The sequence below is a fragment of the Pseudomonas sp. 1176_21 genome, from assembly GCF_052850635.1.
Window position 1 is genome coordinate 25,007 of sequence record NZ_VXCV01000017.1, and the last position, 17,859, is coordinate 42,865.

Below are 17,859 nucleotides of genomic sequence, written 5' to 3' on the forward strand. Positions count from 1 at the left end.
GCTCCCACAGGATGTTCTCGGCCCCCGAGAGCGGATACCAGACCTGTGGGAGCGGGCTTGACCCGCGATAAGTTCACACCGAGCCTGAATGAGCCCCGCTTGTCTGCGACATGATGCCCTTTCATATGCCAGACAAAAGCCGATGAGGTAGAATGCCCGCCTATTTCAGCACGATCCTTGAGGACCGCCATGTTCAGCCGTGATTTGACCATTGCCAAGTACGACGCCGATCTCTTTGCCGCCATGGAGCAAGAAGCTCAGCGCCAGGAAGAGCACATTGAGCTGATCGCTTCGGAAAACTACACCAGCCCTGCGGTGATGGAAGCTCAAGGCTCGGTACTGACCAACAAGTACGCCGAAGGCTACCCGGGCAAGCGCTACTACGGTGGCTGCGAATACGTCGACGTGGTCGAGCAACTGGCCATCGACCGCGCCAAGCAGCTGTTCGGCGCCGACTACGCCAACGTGCAGCCGCACGCCGGCTCCCAGGCCAACGCTGCCGTCTACCTGGCCCTGCTGTCGGCCGGTGACACCATCCTGGGCATGAGCCTGGCCCACGGCGGCCACCTGACCCACGGCGCGGCCGTGTCGTCCTCGGGCAAGCTGTACAACGCCATCCAGTACGGCATCGACGCCAACGGCCTGATCGACTACGACGAAGTCGAGCGCCTGGCGGTCGAGCACAAGCCGAAAATGATCGTGGCCGGTTTCTCGGCCTACTCGCAGGTGCTGGACTTCCCGCGCTTCCGCGAAATCGCCGACAAGGTCGGTGCCTACCTGTTCGTCGACATGGCCCACGTGGCTGGCCTGGTCGCCGCTGGCGTGTACCCGAACCCGGTGCCGTTCGCCGACGTGGTCACCACCACCACCCACAAGACCCTGCGCGGTCCACGTGGCGGCCTGATCCTGGCCCGTGCCAACGCCGACATCGAGAAGAAGCTGAACTCCGCGGTATTCCCGGGCGCCCAGGGCGGCCCGCTGGAGCACGTGATCGCGGCCAAGGCGATCTGCTTCAAGGAAGCGCTGCAGCCTGAGTTCAAGGCCTACCAGCAGCAAGTGGTGAAGAACGCCCAGGCCATGGCCGGCGTGTTCATCGAGCGCGGCTTCGACGTGGTGTCGGGCGGTACTGAAAACCACCTGTTCCTGCTGTCGCTGATCAAGCAGGAAATCTCCGGCAAGGACGCAGACGCTGCCCTGGGCAAAGCCTTCATCACCGTCAACAAGAACTCCGTGCCAAACGACCCACGCTCCCCGTTCGTCACTTCCGGCCTGCGCTTCGGCACCCCGGCCGTGACCACTCGCGGCTTCAAGGAAGCAGAGTGCAAGGAACTGGCGGGCTGGATCTGCGACATCCTGGACGACCTGAACAACGAAGCGGTGATCGACGCCGTTCGCGAGAAGGTCAAGGCCATCTGCGCCAAGCTGCCGGTGTACGGCAACTGATCGCAGGTACCTGATGTGAAAAAGCCCGGCTCCCAGCCGGGCTTTTTTGTGGCATCGCGGGTCAAGCCCGCTCCCACAGGATTTCATAGCCCTCCAGATGGGTAGTAAACCTGTGGGAGCGGGCTTGACCCGCGATGGGCCCTCAGGGGCGACCCAAGGCCTCGAACCCCTCGCGAATCTTCGCCTCGGGCAGGTCATCGGCAATGAACACCATCACACTCTCGCGCTGTTCGCCTTCGGCCCACTCGGTATCCCAGTCGAAGCCATAGAGCTTCAGCACGCCCTGAAACACCAGCCGCCGATCCTCGCCAGCAATGTTCAACACGCCCTTGTAGCGCAACAGCTGCTTGCCATGCGCCTCCAGCAATTGGTTCATGAACTCGCTCAGCCGGTCGATATCCAGCGGCACATCGGTACGCAGCACCATGCTGGAGATCCGGTCCAGGCTGTTGCCCGCCGCCACAACAGGCCGCAGGTTGAGGCTGGCGTTGAGGTTGAACCCGCGCACATCCAGCATCTCGGCCAGGTCGATCCTGCCGTTGTCCACCACACGGATCGGCGCACGTCGGTTGATCCGCGCCAGGCGCTGGCTCAAAGCCTCGAACGCGGTCGCATCGACCAGGTCGGTCTTGCTCACCAGCAGGCGATCGGCAAACCCGACCTGGGCCTGGGCGATGGTCTGGGTCAGGTGCAGGTCGGCATGCGCGGCATCCACCAGGGTGATGATGCCGTCGAGGATGTAGCGCTCGCGCAGCTCTTCGTCGATGAAGAAGGTCTGCGCCACCGGTGCCGGGTCGGCCAGGCCGGTGCACTCGATCACCAGCCGGTCGAAGGCGATTTCGCCGCTGTCCAGACGCTCCAGCAGCAGGAACAGCGCCTTGGTCAGGTCGGTGTGGATGGTGCAGCACACGCAGCCGTTGGCCAGGGTCATGACCTGCACCGGTTCGTCGCCCAGCAGTTGGGTGTCGATGCCGGCGTCGCTGAACTCGTTTTCGATCACGGCGATTTTCAGGCCGTGCTCGGCCTTGAGCAGGTGGCGCAGCAAGGTGGTCTTGCCGGCCCCCAGAAAACCGCTGAGCACGGTGACGGGAATGGGTTGCACGGAAAATCTCCTGAACACTGAAATGACTGTGGGAGCCCGGCTGCCCGGGCTCCCACAGGTTTGTCACACGCGGGCGGTGCCGTCTTTCAACAGCACTTGGGCCCGCCCTTGCCGCCGTAGCGCGCCTCCTGGCGTTCCCGGAAGAACTCCTCGTAGGTCATCGGCGGCAGGTCGGGGTGCCGGGTTTGCATATGCTCGACGTAATTGTCGTAGTCGGGCATGCCGACCATCAGGCGGGCTGCCTGCCCCAGGTACTTACCCAGTCGACCGAGATCGTTGAACATGTCTGCAATCCTCTTGGTTTACGCGTCCGGCAAGGCCTGGAACGGCGATTCCTTGTCGGTACGTTCTTTCTTGTTCAAGGCGCGGATACCGACCTTGAGCGCGAAGAACAGGATGCTGAACACCACGAACAGGAACAGCGCGGTCAGCGTCGCGTTGGTGTACGCGTTGAAGATCACGTGCTGCATCTGCGCGATGTCCTTGGCCGGGGCCAGTACCTGACCGGCGTCCAGCGCCGCGCTGTACTTGTTGGCCAGGGCCAGGAAGCCCACCGCCGGGTTCGGGTCGAACAGCTTGATGAAGCCTGCGGTGGTGGTGCAGATCAGCAGCCATACCGCCGGCACCAGGGTGACCCACATGTACTGCTGGCGCTTCATCTTGATCAGCACCACGGTGCCGAGCATCAGCGCGATACCGGCCAGCATCTGGTTGGAGATGCCGAACAGCGGCCACAAGGTGTTGATGCCACCCAGCGGGTCGATCACGCCCTGGTACAGCAGGTAGCCCCACAACGCCACACAGCCGGCGGTGGCGAGCAGGTTGGCGCCCCACGACTCGGTGCGCTTGAGCGCCGGCACGAACGAGCCCAGCAGGTCCTGCAGCATGAAGCGCCCGGCACGCGTACCGGCGTCTACCGCAGTGAGGATGAACAGGGCTTCGAACAGGATCGCGAAGTGGTACCAGAACGCCATGGTGTTTTCACCCGGCAGTACCTGGTGCAGGATCTGTGCGATACCCACCGCCAGGGTCGGCGCACCACCGGCACGGGCCAGCACGGTGTGCTCGCCGATGTCCCGGGCGACCGCCTCGAGTTGCTCGGGGGTGATGGCAAAGCCCCAGCTGCTGACTGTCTGCGCCACCGACACCACGTCGGCACCGACCACCGCGGCCGGGCTGTTCATGGCGAAGTACACGCCCGGCTCGATCACCGAGGCGGCAACCATGGCCATGATCGCGACGAACGACTCCATCAGCATGCCGCCATAGCCGATGTAGCGGGCGTTGACTTCGTTGTCCAGCAGCTTGGGCGTGGTGCCCGAGGAGATCAGCGCATGGAAGCCCGATACCGCGCCACAGGCGATGGTAATGAACAGGAACGGGAACAGGGTGCCCTTCCACACCGGGCCGGTGCCGTCGGTGAACTGGGTCAGCGCCGGCATCTTCAGCTCGGGCGCCAGCACCAGGATGCCGATGGCCAGGGCAATGATGGTACCGATCTTGAGGAAGGTAGAGAGGTAGTCACGCGGCGCCAGCACCAGCCACACCGGCAGCACGGCGGCGACGAAGCCATAGCCCACAAGCATCCAGGTGATCTGCACGCCGGTGAAGGTGAACGCCGGGCCCCACACCGGATCGGCGGCCACCAGGCCCCCCAGCCAGATGGACAGCAACAGCAGCACCACACCGATCAGCGAGATCTCGCCGATGCGGCCCGGGCGGATATAACGCATGTACACGCCCATGAACATCGCGATGGGGATGGTCGCCATCACCGTGAACATGCCCCATGGGCTTTCGGCCAGGGCCTTGACCACGATCAGCGCCAGCACCGCAAGGATGATGATCATGATCAGGAAGCAGCCGAACAGGGCGATGGTGCCGGGAATGCGGCCCATTTCCTCACGCACCATGTCGCCCAGCGAGCGACCGTTGCGGCGGGTGGACAGGAACAGGATCATGAAGTCCTGCACTGCACCGGCCAGTACCACGCCGGCGATCAGCCAGAGCGTACCGGGCAGATAGCCCATCTGCGCAGCCAGTACCGGGCCCACCAGCGGGCCGGCGCCGGCGATGGCCGCGAAGTGGTGACCGAACAGGATGTGCTTGTTGGTCGGCACGTAGTCCAGACCATCGTTGTTGAGCACCGCCGGGGTGGCCCGGCGCGGGTCCAGCTGCATCACCTTGGTGGCGATGAACAGACTGTAGTAACGGTAGGCGACCAGGTAGAGGGCTACCGAGGCAACCACAATCCACAAGGCGTTGATCGCTTCGCCACGGCGCAGGGCAACCACACCCAGCGCACAGGCCCCCAGGACTGCCAGCAGCAGCCACGGTATATGGCGTAGCAGGCTATTATTGTTGTTCATGGTTTGCTTCCAGCTAGTGGATATGAAAGACCGCCCATCGAGTCTAGGGCGAGTCTTGGCGCATTGCCATACTTGCTTTGGTCTAGAGCCTGCAGGCCCGCCCACAGTCTCGTTATGCGCGTTCGCGATCATGCTGGCAAGCCCTGAGCTATAGTCAGTCAGGTTCCAGCCAGGTTCTACTGCAAAGGGCCTCCACCATGAGCGATCACCCAGAACGCCGGCGCTTCCAGCGCATACCCTTCGATGCACCGACCGAACTGCTCCAGGGCGAACGACGCTGGCCGGTCAACCTGCTCGACCTGTCGCTCAAGGGCCTGCTGATCGAGGCGCCCAAGGCCTGGGACGCCGACCTCGAGCGGCCGTTCGCTGCGCAGATACGCCTGGGTGAAGAGGCGTTTGTCACCATGACGGTGGAACTGCGCCATGTCGACGACACCCAGCTGGGGTTTATCTGCGAGCACATCGACCTCGATTCGCTGGAGCACCTGTGCCGCCTGGTGGAGCTCAACCTGGCCGATCGCACCGAACTGGAGCGCGAATTCCATCAACTCATCGACATTTGAAATCTTTTAGCCCGCTACCGACCTGACCCCGCCCCGCCTTCCTGTCCACCCAGACAGCTTTCAAACAGCCGTTCATGCCACCGGACCCAGCCCTGGCGGGCCTGGTGCTGCGTGTTGGAACGATAACTGCATCCACGCCTGCACCCAAACCAATGACCTGACTGTTCCTGTGCCAATCTAAAAATTGTATACAATTGTTCTGGCAATGAATGGCACGAGTTGTCTACAGTAGCGCCACAACAATAAAACAGAGAACCTGCTCCCATGACTACGTCCTCCCCCGACACGTCCACGGCATCACGTCCTGAAGACGAGAACCTGGGGCTCGGCGCCAACCTGGCGTACGGGCTGCAACACGTACTCACCATGTACGGCGGTATCGTCGCGGTACCGCTGATTCTCGGCCAGGCGGCCGGCCTGGGCCCGGCCGACATCGGCCTGCTGATTGCCGCATCGCTGTTTGCCGGTGGCCTGGCGACCCTGCTGCAGACCCTGGGCCTGCCGTTCTTCGGTTGCCAGTTGCCGCTGGTACAGGGCGTTTCGTTTGCCGGCGTGGCCACCATGGGCGCGATTCTCAGCAGCGAGGGCGGCGGCGGCCTGCCGGGGGTGCTGGGTGCGGTGATGGCGGCCTCGTTGATCGGGTTTCTGATCACCCCGGTGTTCTCGCGCATCACCAAGTTCTTCCCGCCACTGGTGACCGGCATCGTGATCACCACCATCGGCCTGACCCTGATGCCGGTCGCGGCGCGCTGGGTCATGGGCGGCAACAGCAAGGCACCGGACTTCGGCAGCATGTCCAACATCGGCCTGGCGGCGGTGACCTTCCTGATCGTGCTGATACTGAGCAAGCTGGGCAGCGCGGCGATCTCGCGGCTGTCGATCCTGCTGGCGATGGTGTTCGGCACCCTGATCGCCTGGTCGCTGGGCATGGCTGATTTCAGCAAGGTGCTCGAAGGTCCGCTGGTGGCCTTCCCTACCCCATTCCACTTCGGCATGCCGACCTTCCATATCGCGGCCATCCTGTCGATGTGCATCGTGATCATGGTGACCCTGGTGGAAACCTCGGCCGACATCCTCGCGGTAGGTGAGATCATCGACACCAAGGTCGACTCCAAGCGCCTGGGCGATGGCCTGCGTGCCGACATGGCCTCGAGCATCCTGGCGCCGATCTTCGGTTCGTTCACCCAGAGCGCATTCGCCCAGAACGTCGGCCTGGTGGCCGTGACCGGGGTGAAGAGCCGCTACGTGGTGGCTACCGGTGGCGTGATCCTGGTGGTGCTGGGCCTGCTGCCGATCATGGGCCGGGTGATTGCCGCCGTACCGACCTCGGTACTGGGTGGCGCGGGGATCGTGCTGTTCGGCACCGTGGCGGCCAGTGGTATCCGCACGCTGTCCAAGGTGGACTACCGCAACAACATGAACCTGATCATCGTGGCCGCCTCACTGGGCTTCGGCATGATCCCGATTGCCGCGCCCAACTTCTACGCGCAGTTCCCGAACTGGTTCGAGACCATCTTCCACTCCGGCATCAGCTCGTCGGCGATCATGGCGATTCTGCTGAACCTGGTGTTCAACCACTTCAAGACCGGCAACTCCGATCATCAGTCGGTGTTCGTGGCCGCCTCCGAGCGCACGCTGAACTACTCGGACATTTCCGGGCTGCGTGACGGCGACTACTTCGAAGACGGCAAGCTGTTCGATGCCGAGGGCAAGGAGATTCCGTTGCTGGAGAAGGATGAGCATGAGGGGCAGGTAGTGAGGCGAGAGACGGTGGCTGAGCATTGATAGTGCTCGGTTGATGAGGAAGGGCTGGTGCACGTGCACCGGCCCTTTTTGTGTGTGCCTGTTGGCCATCGGAAAGCGAATTTTATAAATATCAGGACACAACACTTCAATGTTTTATTTCTGACGACTTACAATTATATCCTTTTCAAAAAACTTCAAAACGCCGCCATCGAAATCTATTCGATACGCCCCTAACTTAAATCATAACTGAGAGACATATAATCTCCACAACCAGACACAATAAGACTTTCAAGATGCTTGCATACTGTTTTTTGATGACCCATCTATTTGAGACTCTTCAAAAAATCTCTAAGACCTTCTTTGGTAGCGGGGAAAACTAAAAGAGAACCGCCCCCACTTTTCCAGCCCCTAATGCTGCGCCTTCCTCATGCATAACAGCCTTTAATAGTGACCGTCTTGCCTCCTTGAGATTGGGTATGTTGTAGGAGTTTTTTAAGCGGCCCGACTAACTCGGCAGCCCCACCGTGACCATTGCCAATAAAACCTTTCGGTGTACCAACAGTAAAGTCATCAAATATGACCTCACCGGCATTCATCGTCACTTTCGGGAAGTACATTGCTAGCCCCCCATTAGCAGCATCAAATGAAGCCTTTCCAAGATCTGCTGCGAGAGGAGAGGTTGCTTTTGCACAAACTAATCAGTGACTATTTTTTGCATCAAGCTCGCGACCTTAGATTTAAGCATTTCATCGTCAAATTCATACTCTTCCCTTGATTCATCTGGCTCGTACATATCCGCAGCACAAAAAATGCTGGACAAGCACTCGCTCAACGAAGGCTCATCGAGCTGAAGGACATTCCTATCTCGCTCAATTTTCCAAAGCTCAATATACGCCTCCGAAAAAACTTTGGCTGTCAGTCTTCCTGCGACATACGATCTTGCAAACTCCAAGATAGTAAGACTCATCGCAAAACTCCATATTTAATAAAGCAGCGGGCATCGGCCGGCGCCGGTGCAGTCTGGGTTGGGGCGGTGCTGCCAGGCAGCTCCTTAAGTTCCTGCAGGCGCCGCTGCTGCTCTTCAAGCAACCGCCCCTGACGCTCGCGAATCAGTTCCTGGTCACCCGGCAAGCTCGCGGCCGATACAGGGCCAGCAAGGATGCCCAACAACAGCCAGAAGCAGGACAGCTTTGTGCCAGATACCAAAAACGCCATCTTCCCATCCCTGGAAGCAAAAAACGAAGGCGCGATAGTAGAGAGACAGAACAATGGTGCCAATTAGCCATCATGGCAAATTGATTACATTTTATTCAAACAACGCATCCAACGCCTGCTCCAGGCGCGTCACCGCAATCACCAGCAGCCCCGGCGGCGCTTCCTTGGGCGCGTTGCCCTTGGGCACGATGGCGCGCTTGAAGCCGTGCTTGGCGGCCTCCTTCAGGCGCTCCTGCCCGCTCGGCACCGGGCGCACTTCACCAGACAGGCCCACCTCGCCGAACACCAGCAGGTCGTGTGGCAGCGGGCGGTTGCGCAGGCTCGACATCACCGCCGCCATCAAGGCCAGGTCCGACGCGGTCTCCAGTACCTTGACCCCGCCCACCACGTTGAGGAACACGTCCTGGTCGTGGGTGGGGATGCCGCCATGGCGATGCAGCACCGCCAGCAACATGGCCAGGCGGTTCTGGTCCAGGCCCAGGGTCACACGGCGCGGGTTGGCCATGTGGCTTTCATCCACCAGCGCCTGCACCTCCACCAGCATCGGCCGGGTACCTTCCCAGGTGGCCATCACCACGCTGCCCGGCACTTCCTCCTGGGCACGGGTCAGGAAGATCGCCGACGGGTTGGAGACTTCCTTGAGGCCGCGGTCGGTCATGCCGAACACGCCCAGTTCGTTGACCGCACCAAAGCGGTTCTTCACCGCGCGCAGCAGGCGCAGGCGACCGTCGGACTCGCCCTCGAAATACAGCACGGTGTCGACCATGTGTTCCAGTACCCGCGGCCCGGCCAACGCGCCCTCCTTGGTCACGTGGCCGACCAGGAAGATCGCCGTGCCGCTCTGCTTGGCATAGCGCACCAGCAAGGCGGCACTCTCGCGTACCTGCGACACGCCACCGGGCGCCGACTGCAACTGTTCGGTGAAGATGGTCTGGATGGAGTCGATCACCATCACCTTGGGCTTTTCGACCCGCGCGGTGGCAATGATGGTTTCGATGCAGGTCTCGGTCATCACCCGCAACTGATCCTGCGGCAGGCCCAGGCGACGGGCACGCATGGCCACCTGCTGCTGGGATTCTTCCCCGGTGACGTACAGCGCCGGCATGCGCGTGGCAATGTTGCACAGGGTCTGCAGCAGGATGGTGGACTTGCCGATGCCCGGGTCACCGCCAATCAGCACCACCGATCCATCGACCAGGCCGCCACCGAGCACGCGGTCCAGCTCGGCGCTGGCGGTGCTGAAACGCGGGATCTCCTCGACACTGACCTCGGCCAGGGTCTTGATCTGCGCCTGTTGCCCGGCCCAGCCGGTGCGCCCGGCAGGCGCCGCGGCGCCGCCACTTTCGATCATGGTCTCGACCAGGGTGTTCCACGCGCCGCATTCGCCGCACTGGCCCGCCCACTTGGGAAAGGTCGCGCCGCACTCGGTGCAGCCGTACATGCGCTTGGCCTTGGCCATGGGGCAGTCTCCTGGAAAAAGGGGCCATGATAGCCGAGCCGACCCAGCTGCGGGGCGCCGCCTGGGCGACAAAACTATTCGGCATAGCCGGGGTCTTTTACTGCAACGCGGAGCATGAAGCGCATAGCTGATTTACACTGCGATGACCAATCTCATCTGTTACAGGGAATAAACCATGGGCGTGATCAGTGAATTCAAGGCCTTCGCGGTCAAGGGCAACGTGGTCGACATGGCCGTCGGTATCATCATCGGCGCCGCGTTCGGCAAAATCGTTTCATCGTTTGTTGGCGATGTGGTGATGCCACCCCTGGGCCTGCTGATCGGTGGAGTGGACTTCAGTGATCTGGCGGTGGTGCTCAAGGCGGCCGAGGGCGACGCGCCGGCGGTGGTGCTGGCCTATGGCAAGTTCATCCAGACGGTGATCGACTTTCTGATCGTGGCCTTCGCGATCTTCATGGGCGTGAAGGTGATCAACCGCCTCAAACGCGAAGAAGCGGTGGCCCCGACCCTGCCGCCGGTACCCACCAAGGAAGAAGAACTGCTGGGCGAAATCCGCGACCTGCTCAAGGCGCAGAACCAGCAGCCCTGAACCGGGCCTGCCTCACCGTAACGGCGCCTTCGGGCGCCGTTGTGCTGTCTACCAGTAGTTTTCCACCGCCACCTGGCCCGGCCGGCGGCTGAGGCTCAGCTGAAGATCACGTGCCTTGAGCACCTGGCGGGTGTCGTCGATCATCTGCGGGTTGCCGCAGAGCATCACCCGCGAATGTTCGGGGGTCAGCGCCAGGCCGGCCGCACGCTCCAGTTCGCCGTTCTCGATCAGGGTGGTGATACGCCCGTTCAGCGCACCCGGGTGTTGCTCGCGGGTGACCACCGGAATGAACTGCAGCTTGCCCGCATGTTCGGCCAGGTAGTCGCGCTGCTCCAGGCCGGCGATCTCTTGCTGATAGGCGAGCTCCCTGGCTTCGCGCACCGAATAGACCAGCTTGATGGTGTCGAACCGCTCCCAGGCTTCGAAGTCCTGCAGTATCGACATGAAGGGTGCAATGCCGGTACCGGTCGCCAGCAACCACAGGTCCCGCCCGTCGGCGAAGCGATCGAGGGTCAGGAAACCGAACGCCTGGCGGTCGATCAACAGTTGGTCACCCTCGCGCAGCCGGCTCAGCTCACTGGTGAACTCGCCGCCGGGCACGACGATCGAGAAAAAGTCCAGGTACTCGTCGAACGGCGACGAGACCATCGAGTACGCCCGCCACACCACGCTGCCATCGGCACGGGTCACGCCCAGGCGAGCAAACTGGCCGGCCCGGAACCGAAAACCGGGATCACGGGTTACGCGCAGGCTGAACAGGTTGGGGGTCAGCGGCTGGACATCGAGCAGGGTCTGGCGGGTGAACTTCTCCGCACTGGCAGTCATGGTGTGCTCCACAATTCAGGTAAACACAGTGTCGCGCAAAGCTGACGGGATAAACACCGCCGCGATGTAATGGCATTACGCTCATGTGTTTCAACCACGTAACAAAACATGTAACGCGGGTTGTACAACCCTATTTTTATGTAGAGCACTGGAACATTTCTATAGCAAAAAAAACCTAGAACAGCGTGCGACTTTTCCTACACTCGATCCAGGGTGACTAATTGCAAAGGTGCACGGAGGCTCAAATGCCATATTGGAAGCAGGAGCAGTTGCAACAACTGACGCAGGAGGAAAACCAGCAACAGATGTTTGCCACTGCACTGTCACTGGCCGAGCAACTGGACATGGAGTTTCTGGCATACCGCCTGAACGGCAGGACGGTCGCCGAAGGCCCGCAGGTCATGATGTTCAACAACTACCCGGCCGAATGGAACGAGCTCTACAAGAAGAACGAGTACGAGCGCATCGACCCGGTGCTTGTGCATTGCCATCATTCGAACATGCCGGTGCTGTGGTCCCCGCAGTTGTACAAGCAAGCCCCCGAGTTGCGACAGACGGCGTGCGAACATGGCCTGTGCCATGGCTGGAGCCAGGGCACCCAGGACCTGCGCGGCAACGAAAGCGTGCTGTGCGTATCACGCCGGCAGGGCGAAGTGAGCATGGCGGAACTGTACGAAAAGTCGGCCCAGACCCTGTGGCTGTGCAACCTGCTGCACACCCTGATGGTTGCCAAGTTGCATCCGCCCAAGGCCCGTTTGCAGGCACTCTCGCCTCGGGAACGCGAGGTGCTGCAGTGGACCGCTGCCGGCAAGACCGCCGAAGACATCAGTTGCATCCTCACGCTGTCCAGAAGCACGGTCAATTTTCATATCCGCAGCATCACCAGCAAACTCAACACCACCAACAAGACCAGCGCGGTCGCCATCGCCACCCAGTACGGGTTGATCTGAGGTTCTGCTCGCCAACACCCCCCTCCCCACCTGCAAAAACGCTGTAGAATCTGCGCCCGTCCAGCGCCAAGCCCCAGCGCGCGCGCCAAAGCCCAGAGCCCTACGCCATGCCCCTGTTGATCACCCCCTTCGCCGAGCTCGAGCTGCTTCGCCAGCCCGAATACGCCAACGACCCCTTGCAGGCCTTCGACGCGGCCGACGAGTACCTGCTCGAACACCTGGCCGCGCAGGCGCTGCCTGCCACGAGCCGGGTACTGGTACTCAACGACAGCTTCGGCGCGCTGGCCATCAGCCTGCGCGCACATGTCCAGGTGCTGGGCAGCGGCGACTCCTACCTGGCCCGGCTGGCACTGGAGAAGAACCTGGTGCGCAATGGCCAGGCATTCGACAGCGTGCCCTTCATCGCCGCCAGCCAGCATTGGCAGGGGCCGTTCGACCGGGTGCTGGTGCGCGTACCCAAGACCCTGGCGCTGCTCGAAGAGCAGTTGATCCGGCTGCAGGGCCAGTTGGCACCCGGCGCGCAGGTAATCGCCGGGGCGATGATCAAGCACCTGCCACGGGCAGCCGGCGACCTGCTGGAGAAGTACATCGGCCCGGTGCAGGCATCGCTGGCGCGCAAGAAGGCGCGCCTGCTGATCGCCACGGCCGAGCCCAGGGCGGCGGCAGCCTCGCCCTACCCCACCCGTTATAAGCTGGAGCAACCACCGCTGGAGCTGGTGAACCACGCCAATGTGTTCTGCCGCGAAGGGCTGGATATCGGTACCCGTGCCTTCCTACCACATCTGCCCCGCGACCTGGGCGATGCGCGGGTGGCCGACCTTGGCTGCGGCAACGGCGTGCTGGGCATCGTCAGCGCGCTGGCCAACCCGCAGGCGCACTACACCCTGGTGGACGAGTCGTACATGGCGGTGCAGTCGACCGAGCAGAACTGGCAGGCGGCGCTGGGCGAGCGAGCCGTGGCGGTGCGCGCCGACGACGGGCTGGCCGGGCAGGCACCGCAGTCCCTGGACGTGGTGCTGTGCAACCCGCCGTTTCACCAGCAGCAGGTAGTGGGGGACTTTCTCGCCTGGCGCATGTTCCAGCAGGCACGCGAGGCACTGGTGGTGGGCGGGGCGCTGTACATCGTGGGCAATCGGCACCTGGGCTATCACAGCAAGCTGGCGCGATTGTTCCGGGGAGTGGAGCAGGTGGCAGCCACGCCGAAGTTCGTGGTGCTCAAGGCGCGCAAGTAGGCCGGGTACGGAGCCGACACCTTCGCCGGCAAGCGGCTCCTGCGCCAGGCGGCCGAGACAGGCAAAAAAAAACCTGCGCAGCTCACGCGGCGCAGGGTGTAAACCCGCCCAGGGCGGGATGGGAAATACCTTGGCTCAGTGGGTACTCAAGCCCGCCGCCGCCATGAACATCCGCATCAGCCAGGCCACCACGGCCAGGCTTGCCACGCTCACTGCCCAGATCAGCAGCAGCCAGCCCAGGCGCTGCATCAGCGGCTTTTTCTCCGGTTCGAAGGTGTCTTTGCCAGTCATTGCCAGGCCCTCCTAGTGATAGCCGTCGTCGTGGGTCACCTTGCCGCGGAACACGTAGTAGCTCCAGAAGGTGTAGCCCAGGATGAACGGGATGATGAACAGCGTGCCCACCAGCATGAAGCCCTGGCTCTGCGGCGGCGCTGCGGCGTCCCAGATCGAGATCGACGGCGGGATGATGTTCGGCCACAGGCTGATGCCCAGCCCGCTGTAGCCCAGGAAGATCAGCACCAACGTCAGCAGGAACGGGGTGTAGTGGGCATGGCGTGCCACCGCCCGCACCAGCCCGTACAAAGTGACCAGCACCAGGATCGGCACCGGCAGGAACCAGAACAGGTTGGGCAGGCTGAACCAGCGCGTGGCGATGTCCGGATGCGCCAACGGCGTCCAGATACTCACCACACCGGTCACGGCCAGCAGCACGAAGGCCAGTGGGCGCGCCAGGTCATGCATCTTGCTCTGCAACGGGCCTTCGGTCTTCATGATCAGCCAGGTGCAGCCGAGCAAGGCATAGGCCACGATCAGCCCCACCCCGCAGAACAGGCTGAACGGCGTCAGCCAGTCCAGCGAGCCGCCTGCGTAGTTGCGTTCGACCACCTTGAAGCCTTCGATGAATGCGCCCAGTGCCACGCCCTGGAAGAAGGTCGCGGCCAGCGAGCCGCCGATGAACGCCTTGTCCCACAGGTGGCGCTTGTCGGCCTTGGCCTTGAAGCGGAACTCGAAGGCCACGCCACGGAAGATCAGCCCCATCAGCATCAGCATCAACGGCAGGTACAGCGCCGAGAGCACCACCGCATAGGCCAACGGGAAGGCGCCGAACAGCGCCGCCCCGCCCAGCACCAGCCAGGTCTCGTTGCCGTCCCAGACCGGGGCGACGGTGTTCATCATCACATCGCGGTCGCGCTCGCCCTTGACGAAGGGAAACAGGATGCCAATGCCCAGGTCGAAGCCGTCCATCACCACGTACATCATGATGCCGAAGATGATGATCACGGCCCAGATAAGCGGAAGATCAATACCCATGAGTCAGTTCCCCTTGCTCAGGCTGGCGTGGTCGTCGGCATGGTCGTCGTCGGCAGCCGACAACGGCCGCGCCGGGGTGCGTTGCTGGCCAGGCCCGCCATGGGTCGGCTCGTCGCCCTCGCCGGTTTCCGGCCCCTTGCGCACCAGACGCATCATGTAGCCGAGCCCCGCGCCGAACAGCGCGAAGTACACCACCACGAACATCACCAGGGTGATGCCCAGTTGCGCATAGCTGTGGTTGGACACGCCATCGGCGGTACGCATCAGCCCGTACACCACCCACGGCTGGCGACCGACCTCGGTGGTGAACCAGCCGGCCAGGATCGCGATCAGCCCGGACGGGCCCATCCACAGGGTCAGGTAGAGGAACGGGCGCGAGCTGTACAGGGTGCCGCGCTTGCGCAGCCACAGGCTCCACAGGCCCACGGCGATCATCAGCATGCCCAGCCCGACCATGATGCGGAACGACCAGAACACCACGGTGGAGTTGGGCCGGTCTTCAGGCGGGAACTCCTTCATCGCCGGCACCTGCTTGTCCAGGCTGTGGGTCAGGATCAGGCTGCCCAGCGCCGGGATCTCCAGCTTGAAGTGGGTGGTCTCGTTCTTCATATCGGGGATGCCGAACAGGATCAGCGGGGTCGGCTCGTCGCCGACGTTTTCCCAGTGGCCTTCGATGGCGGCGATCTTCACCGGCTGGTGCTTGAGGGTGTTGAGCCCGTGGAAGTCGCCGATCACCGCCTGCACCGGCGCCACGATCAGCGCCATCCACATGGCCATCGAGAGCATCTTGCGAATCGCCGGGTTGTCCTTGCCGCGCAGCAGGTGCCAGGCGGCCGAGGCGCCGACGAAGAAGGCCGTGGCCACGAATGCTGCCGTGGCCATGTGCGCCAGGCGGTAGGGGAAGGACGGGTTGAAGATCACCGCGAACCAGTCGACCGGGATCACCACGCCGTTGACGATTTCATAACCTTGCGGGGTCTGCATCCAGCTGTTGGACGCCAGGATCCAGAAGGTGGAGATCAGCGTGCCGACGGCGACCATGATGGTGGCGAAGAAGTGCAGGCCGCGCCCGACCTTGTTCCAGCCGAACAGCATGACCCCCAGAAAGCCCGCTTCGAGGAAGAACGCGGTGAGCACCTCATAGGTCAGCAACGGACCGGTGATCGAGCCGGCGAAGTCCGAGAAGCGGCTCCAGTTGGTGCCGAACTGGTACGCCATGACCAGGCCGGAGACCACGCCCATGCCGAAGTTGACGGCAAAGATCTTCGACCAGAAGTGGTACAGGTCGCGGTAGACGCTGTTGTGGGTCTTGAGCCACAGGCCTTCGAGCACCGCCAGGTAACTCGCCAGGCCGATGGTGATGGCCGGGAACAGGATGTGGAAAGAGATCGTAAACGCAAACTGGATTCGGGCGAGATCTAGAGCCTCTAATCCGAACATAGTGCTTCCTCTGTCAGGTTATCCGGCGTCAGGGTCACGGCCTTGGCGCCAACTGCCCCTACGTCATTGAGTGCGGCGAGTTGGAATTGTTCTGAAAACTTGCAATCGCAGGGAATTCGGCCCTCCGGCCACATCGTTGCATTTGAAACAGTTGCAAAAACAACAATTGATCCAGATCAACGATTGCCTGAAAGCATAGTCCTGAACGGGCCGCATGGTTGTGTGGTGGTTTGCCGCGTGACCGGTTGCCTCACCCCCTTTACGCACACACGAATCGGTGCGCCTACCGCACAGGGATGACGGCTTTCGCAACCTGCTGTTACAAACTGGTGATAATCTGCCCCGCCGCCCCCGCAAAGGCTCTGTATCGCACATGTCAGACCATGCCCCGCTCCTGCTGCGCCATCACCGCCCCTTCCTGGCGTTCTGGTGCGCGCGAATTTTCACTGCCAGCGGCTTCCAGATGCTCACCGTGGCCATCGGCTGGCACCTCTATCAGCTGACCGGCAACGTGCTCGACCTGGGCCTGGTGGGCCTGGTGGAATTCGCCCCGCGGGTGCTGTTCATGCTGCACACCGGGCATGTGGCCGACCGCTATGACCGGCGCCGGGTGGCAGCGCTGTGCCAGTTCGCCCAGGCGCTGATCGCCCTGGCGCTGGTGGTGGGCAGCAGCACCCACAGCGTGACCCGCGAACTGATCTTCGTGCTGGCGTTCCTGCTGGGCAGTGCGCGCTCTTTCGAGATGCCGGCCACCCAGGCGTTGCTGCCCAACGTGGTGCCCTCGGCGCTGTTCCCGCGGGCAGTGGCCGCGTCGGCCTCGGCCATGCAGTCGGCGACCATCGTCGCGCCGGCGCTGGGGGGCTTTCTGTATGCGTTTGGCAGCGTGTGGGTGTATGGCCCGACCGTGGTGCTGTACGTGATCGCCTGCGGCCTGACCTTGCGCCTGAGCGCCGCCCGCCAGCCGGCCAACCGGGGCCGGGCGAGCCTTGAATCGCTGCTGGCGGGCATTCGCTTCATTCGCAGCCGCCCGGACGTGCTCGGCGCGGTGTCGCTGGACCTGTTCGCGGTGCTGCTGGGCGGCGCCACGGCGTTGCTGCCGGTGTTCGCCAAGGACATCCTGCTGACCGGCCCGTGGGGCCTGGGCCTGTTGCGCTCGGCGCCGGCGGTGGGGGCGCTGCTGATGTCGGTGTGGCTGGCGCGCTTCCCCATCGAGCGCAAGGTCGGGCGGGTGATGTTCACGGCGGTGGGGGTCTTTGGCGTGGCGACCATTGCCTTCGGCCTGTCGACCTCGTTCTGGTTCTCGCTGGGCGTGCTGGCGGTGCTGGGCGCGGCGGACATGATCAGCATGGTGATCCGCAGCGCGTTCGTGCAACTGGAGACGCCGGACGAGATGCGTGGTCGGGTAAGCGCGGTGAACGGCTTGTTCATCGGCGCCTCGAACCAGCTGGGCGAGTTCGAGTCCGGGGTCACGGCGCACTGGTTCGGCACCGTGCCGGCGGTGGTGCTGGGCGGGGTGGGCACGCTGGTGGTGACGGGCGTGTGGATCAAGCTGTTCCCGACGCTGGCGGGGCGCGATCACATGCATACCCAGAAAAAGGGCTGACCGCGCGTACCC

The 17,859-nt window shown here is 62.7% G+C and carries 18 protein-coding genes; 7 read left to right on the forward strand and 11 right to left on the reverse strand.

Annotated features, from left to right (window positions below):
- Nucleotides 1–189 precede the first annotated feature (189 nt).
- Complete coding sequence (gene glyA, locus FW760_RS24955; RefSeq protein WP_043860563.1) at nt 190–1,443, forward strand: serine hydroxymethyltransferase; 1,254 nt, start codon at nt 190–192, stop codon at nt 1,441–1,443.
- Nucleotides 1,444–1,585: 142 nt separating this feature from the next.
- On the opposite strand, the gene yjiA is transcribed toward glyA, so the two are convergent.
- The 3 genes from yjiA to FW760_RS24970 all read right to left on the reverse strand — a co-directional run bounded on the left by yjiA (nt 1,586) and on the right by FW760_RS24970 (nt 4,914).
- Complete coding sequence (gene yjiA / locus FW760_RS24960) at nt 1,586–2,569, reverse strand: GTPase (RefSeq protein WP_178083072.1); 984 nt, start codon at nt 2,567–2,569, stop codon at nt 1,586–1,588.
- Between the two features lie 62 nt (nt 2,570–2,631).
- Nucleotides 2,632–2,829: a YbdD/YjiX family protein gene (locus FW760_RS24965; RefSeq protein WP_043860565.1), complete on the reverse strand. Its 198-nt coding sequence runs from the start codon at nt 2,827–2,829 to the stop codon at nt 2,632–2,634.
- 18 nt (nt 2,830–2,847) lie between these two features.
- Nucleotides 2,848–4,914 carry a carbon starvation CstA family protein gene (locus tag FW760_RS24970; RefSeq protein ID WP_043860566.1) on the reverse strand — a complete coding sequence of 689 codons (2,067 nt, stop codon included), beginning with the start codon at nt 4,912–4,914 and terminating at the stop codon, nt 2,848–2,850.
- Between the two features lie 197 nt (nt 4,915–5,111).
- Here FW760_RS24970 and FW760_RS24975 point away from each other — a divergent pair, with 197 nt between their 5' ends.
- Together FW760_RS24975 and FW760_RS24980 are read left to right on the forward strand one after the other, a co-directional pair.
- On the forward strand, nt 5,112–5,477 hold the full coding sequence (locus tag FW760_RS24975; protein ID WP_058540734.1) for a PilZ domain-containing protein: 366 nt from the start codon (nt 5,112–5,114) through the stop codon (nt 5,475–5,477).
- Between the two features lie 264 nt (nt 5,478–5,741).
- Nucleotides 5,742–7,262 (forward strand): nucleobase:cation symporter-2 family protein, encoded by a 1,521-nt coding sequence (locus FW760_RS24980; RefSeq protein ID WP_104572300.1) that lies wholly within the window; start codon nt 5,742–5,744, stop codon nt 7,260–7,262.
- A gap of 386 nt (nt 7,263–7,648) precedes the next feature.
- Here the strand turns inward: FW760_RS24980 and FW760_RS24985 are convergent, their stop codons facing one another.
- The 4 genes from FW760_RS24985 to radA all read right to left on the reverse strand — a co-directional run bounded on the left by FW760_RS24985 (nt 7,649) and on the right by radA (nt 9,897).
- A complete protein-coding gene (locus FW760_RS24985) occupies nt 7,649–7,840 on the reverse strand; it encodes a hypothetical protein (protein WP_146095003.1) in 192 nt (63 codons plus the stop codon).
- Between the two features lie 77 nt (nt 7,841–7,917).
- A complete protein-coding gene (locus FW760_RS24990; protein WP_104572301.1) occupies nt 7,918–8,190 on the reverse strand; it encodes a colicin immunity domain-containing protein in 273 nt (90 codons plus the stop codon).
- The gene (locus tag FW760_RS24995) at nt 8,187–8,438 is read right to left on the reverse strand and encodes a hypothetical protein (RefSeq protein ID WP_043860570.1); all 252 of its coding nucleotides are present in this window, start codon (nt 8,436–8,438) and stop codon (nt 8,187–8,189) included. Before FW760_RS24995 ends, FW760_RS24990 begins: the two co-directional genes overlap by 4 nt.
- 91 nt (nt 8,439–8,529) lie before the next feature.
- A complete protein-coding gene (radA, locus tag FW760_RS25000) occupies nt 8,530–9,897 on the reverse strand; it encodes a DNA repair protein RadA (RefSeq protein ID WP_116052725.1) in 1,368 nt (455 codons plus the stop codon).
- Nucleotides 9,898–10,072: 175 nt separating this feature from the next.
- Between radA and mscL the strand changes: the two genes are divergently transcribed.
- On the forward strand, nt 10,073–10,486 hold the full coding sequence (gene mscL, locus FW760_RS25005; protein ID WP_054916565.1) for a large-conductance mechanosensitive channel protein MscL: 414 nt from the start codon (nt 10,073–10,075) through the stop codon (nt 10,484–10,486).
- 48 nt (nt 10,487–10,534) lie between these two features.
- Here the strand turns inward: mscL and FW760_RS25010 are convergent, their stop codons facing one another.
- On the reverse strand, nt 10,535–11,311 hold the full coding sequence (locus tag FW760_RS25010) for a ferredoxin--NADP reductase (RefSeq protein ID WP_043860573.1): 777 nt from the start codon (nt 11,309–11,311) through the stop codon (nt 10,535–10,537).
- 245 nt (nt 11,312–11,556) lie between these two features.
- Here FW760_RS25010 and FW760_RS25015 point away from each other — a divergent pair, with 245 nt between their 5' ends.
- A complete protein-coding gene (locus FW760_RS25015; protein ID WP_274097299.1) occupies nt 11,557–12,261 on the forward strand; it encodes an autoinducer binding domain-containing protein in 705 nt (234 codons plus the stop codon).
- Nucleotides 12,262–12,368: 107 nt separating this feature from the next.
- Complete coding sequence (locus FW760_RS25020) at nt 12,369–13,493, forward strand: methyltransferase (RefSeq protein WP_446444078.1); 1,125 nt, start codon at nt 12,369–12,371, stop codon at nt 13,491–13,493.
- A 135-nt stretch (nt 13,494–13,628) separates the two neighbouring features.
- On the opposite strand, the gene FW760_RS25025 is transcribed toward FW760_RS25020, so the two are convergent.
- The 3 genes from FW760_RS25025 to FW760_RS25035 are packed head-to-tail and all read right to left on the reverse strand — an operon-like array spanning nt 13,629 to nt 16,244.
- On the reverse strand, nt 13,629–13,784 hold the full coding sequence (locus FW760_RS25025; protein ID WP_043860576.1) for a DUF2474 domain-containing protein: 156 nt from the start codon (nt 13,782–13,784) through the stop codon (nt 13,629–13,631).
- 12 nt (nt 13,785–13,796) lie between these two features.
- Nucleotides 13,797–14,804 (reverse strand): cytochrome d ubiquinol oxidase subunit II, encoded by a 1,008-nt coding sequence (gene cydB / locus FW760_RS25030; RefSeq protein WP_043860577.1) that lies wholly within the window; start codon nt 14,802–14,804, stop codon nt 13,797–13,799.
- 3 nt (nt 14,805–14,807) lie between these two features.
- Complete coding sequence (locus tag FW760_RS25035) at nt 14,808–16,244, reverse strand: cytochrome ubiquinol oxidase subunit I (RefSeq protein WP_043860578.1); 1,437 nt, start codon at nt 16,242–16,244, stop codon at nt 14,808–14,810.
- Between the two features lie 373 nt (nt 16,245–16,617).
- Here FW760_RS25035 and FW760_RS25040 point away from each other — a divergent pair, with 373 nt between their 5' ends.
- Nucleotides 16,618–17,847, forward strand: a complete 1,230-nt coding sequence (locus FW760_RS25040) for an MFS transporter (RefSeq protein WP_116052719.1) — start codon at nt 16,618–16,620, stop codon at nt 17,845–17,847.
- Nucleotides 17,848–17,859 lie beyond the last annotated feature (12 nt).

Bases quoted from the DNA above. Each gene is read 5' to 3' on its own strand.
- glyA (WP_043860563.1), top strand. From the start codon at position 190: ATGTTCAGCCGTGATTTGACCATTGCCAAGTACGACGCCGATCTCTTT.
- FW760_RS24965 (WP_043860565.1), bottom strand. From the start codon at position 2,829: ATGTTCAACGATCTCGGTCGACTGGGTAAGTACCTGGGGCAGGCAGCC.
- FW760_RS24970 (WP_043860566.1), bottom strand. From the start codon at position 4,914: ATGAACAACAATAATAGCCTGCTACGCCATATACCGTGGCTGCTGCTG.
- FW760_RS24975 (WP_058540734.1), top strand. From the start codon at position 5,112: ATGAGCGATCACCCAGAACGCCGGCGCTTCCAGCGCATACCCTTCGAT.
- FW760_RS24980 (WP_104572300.1), top strand. From the start codon at position 5,742: ATGACTACGTCCTCCCCCGACACGTCCACGGCATCACGTCCTGAAGAC.
- FW760_RS24985 (WP_146095003.1), bottom strand. From the start codon at position 7,840: ATGTACTTCCCGAAAGTGACGATGAATGCCGGTGAGGTCATATTTGAT.
- FW760_RS24990 (WP_104572301.1), bottom strand. From the start codon at position 8,190: ATGAGTCTTACTATCTTGGAGTTTGCAAGATCGTATGTCGCAGGAAGA.
- FW760_RS24995 (WP_043860570.1), bottom strand. From the start codon at position 8,438: ATGGCGTTTTTGGTATCTGGCACAAAGCTGTCCTGCTTCTGGCTGTTG.
- radA (WP_116052725.1), bottom strand. From the start codon at position 9,897: ATGGCCAAGGCCAAGCGCATGTACGGCTGCACCGAGTGCGGCGCGACC.
- mscL (WP_054916565.1), top strand. From the start codon at position 10,073: ATGGGCGTGATCAGTGAATTCAAGGCCTTCGCGGTCAAGGGCAACGTG.
- FW760_RS25010 (WP_043860573.1), bottom strand. From the start codon at position 11,311: ATGACTGCCAGTGCGGAGAAGTTCACCCGCCAGACCCTGCTCGATGTC.
- FW760_RS25015 (WP_274097299.1), top strand. From the start codon at position 11,557: ATGCCATATTGGAAGCAGGAGCAGTTGCAACAACTGACGCAGGAGGAA.
- FW760_RS25020 (WP_446444078.1), top strand. From the start codon at position 12,369: ATGCCCCTGTTGATCACCCCCTTCGCCGAGCTCGAGCTGCTTCGCCAG.
- FW760_RS25025 (WP_043860576.1), bottom strand. From the start codon at position 13,784: ATGACTGGCAAAGACACCTTCGAACCGGAGAAAAAGCCGCTGATGCAG.
- cydB (WP_043860577.1), bottom strand. From the start codon at position 14,804: ATGGGTATTGATCTTCCGCTTATCTGGGCCGTGATCATCATCTTCGGC.
- FW760_RS25035 (WP_043860578.1), bottom strand. From the start codon at position 16,244: ATGTTCGGATTAGAGGCTCTAGATCTCGCCCGAATCCAGTTTGCGTTT.
- FW760_RS25040 (WP_116052719.1), top strand. From the start codon at position 16,618: ATGTCAGACCATGCCCCGCTCCTGCTGCGCCATCACCGCCCCTTCCTG.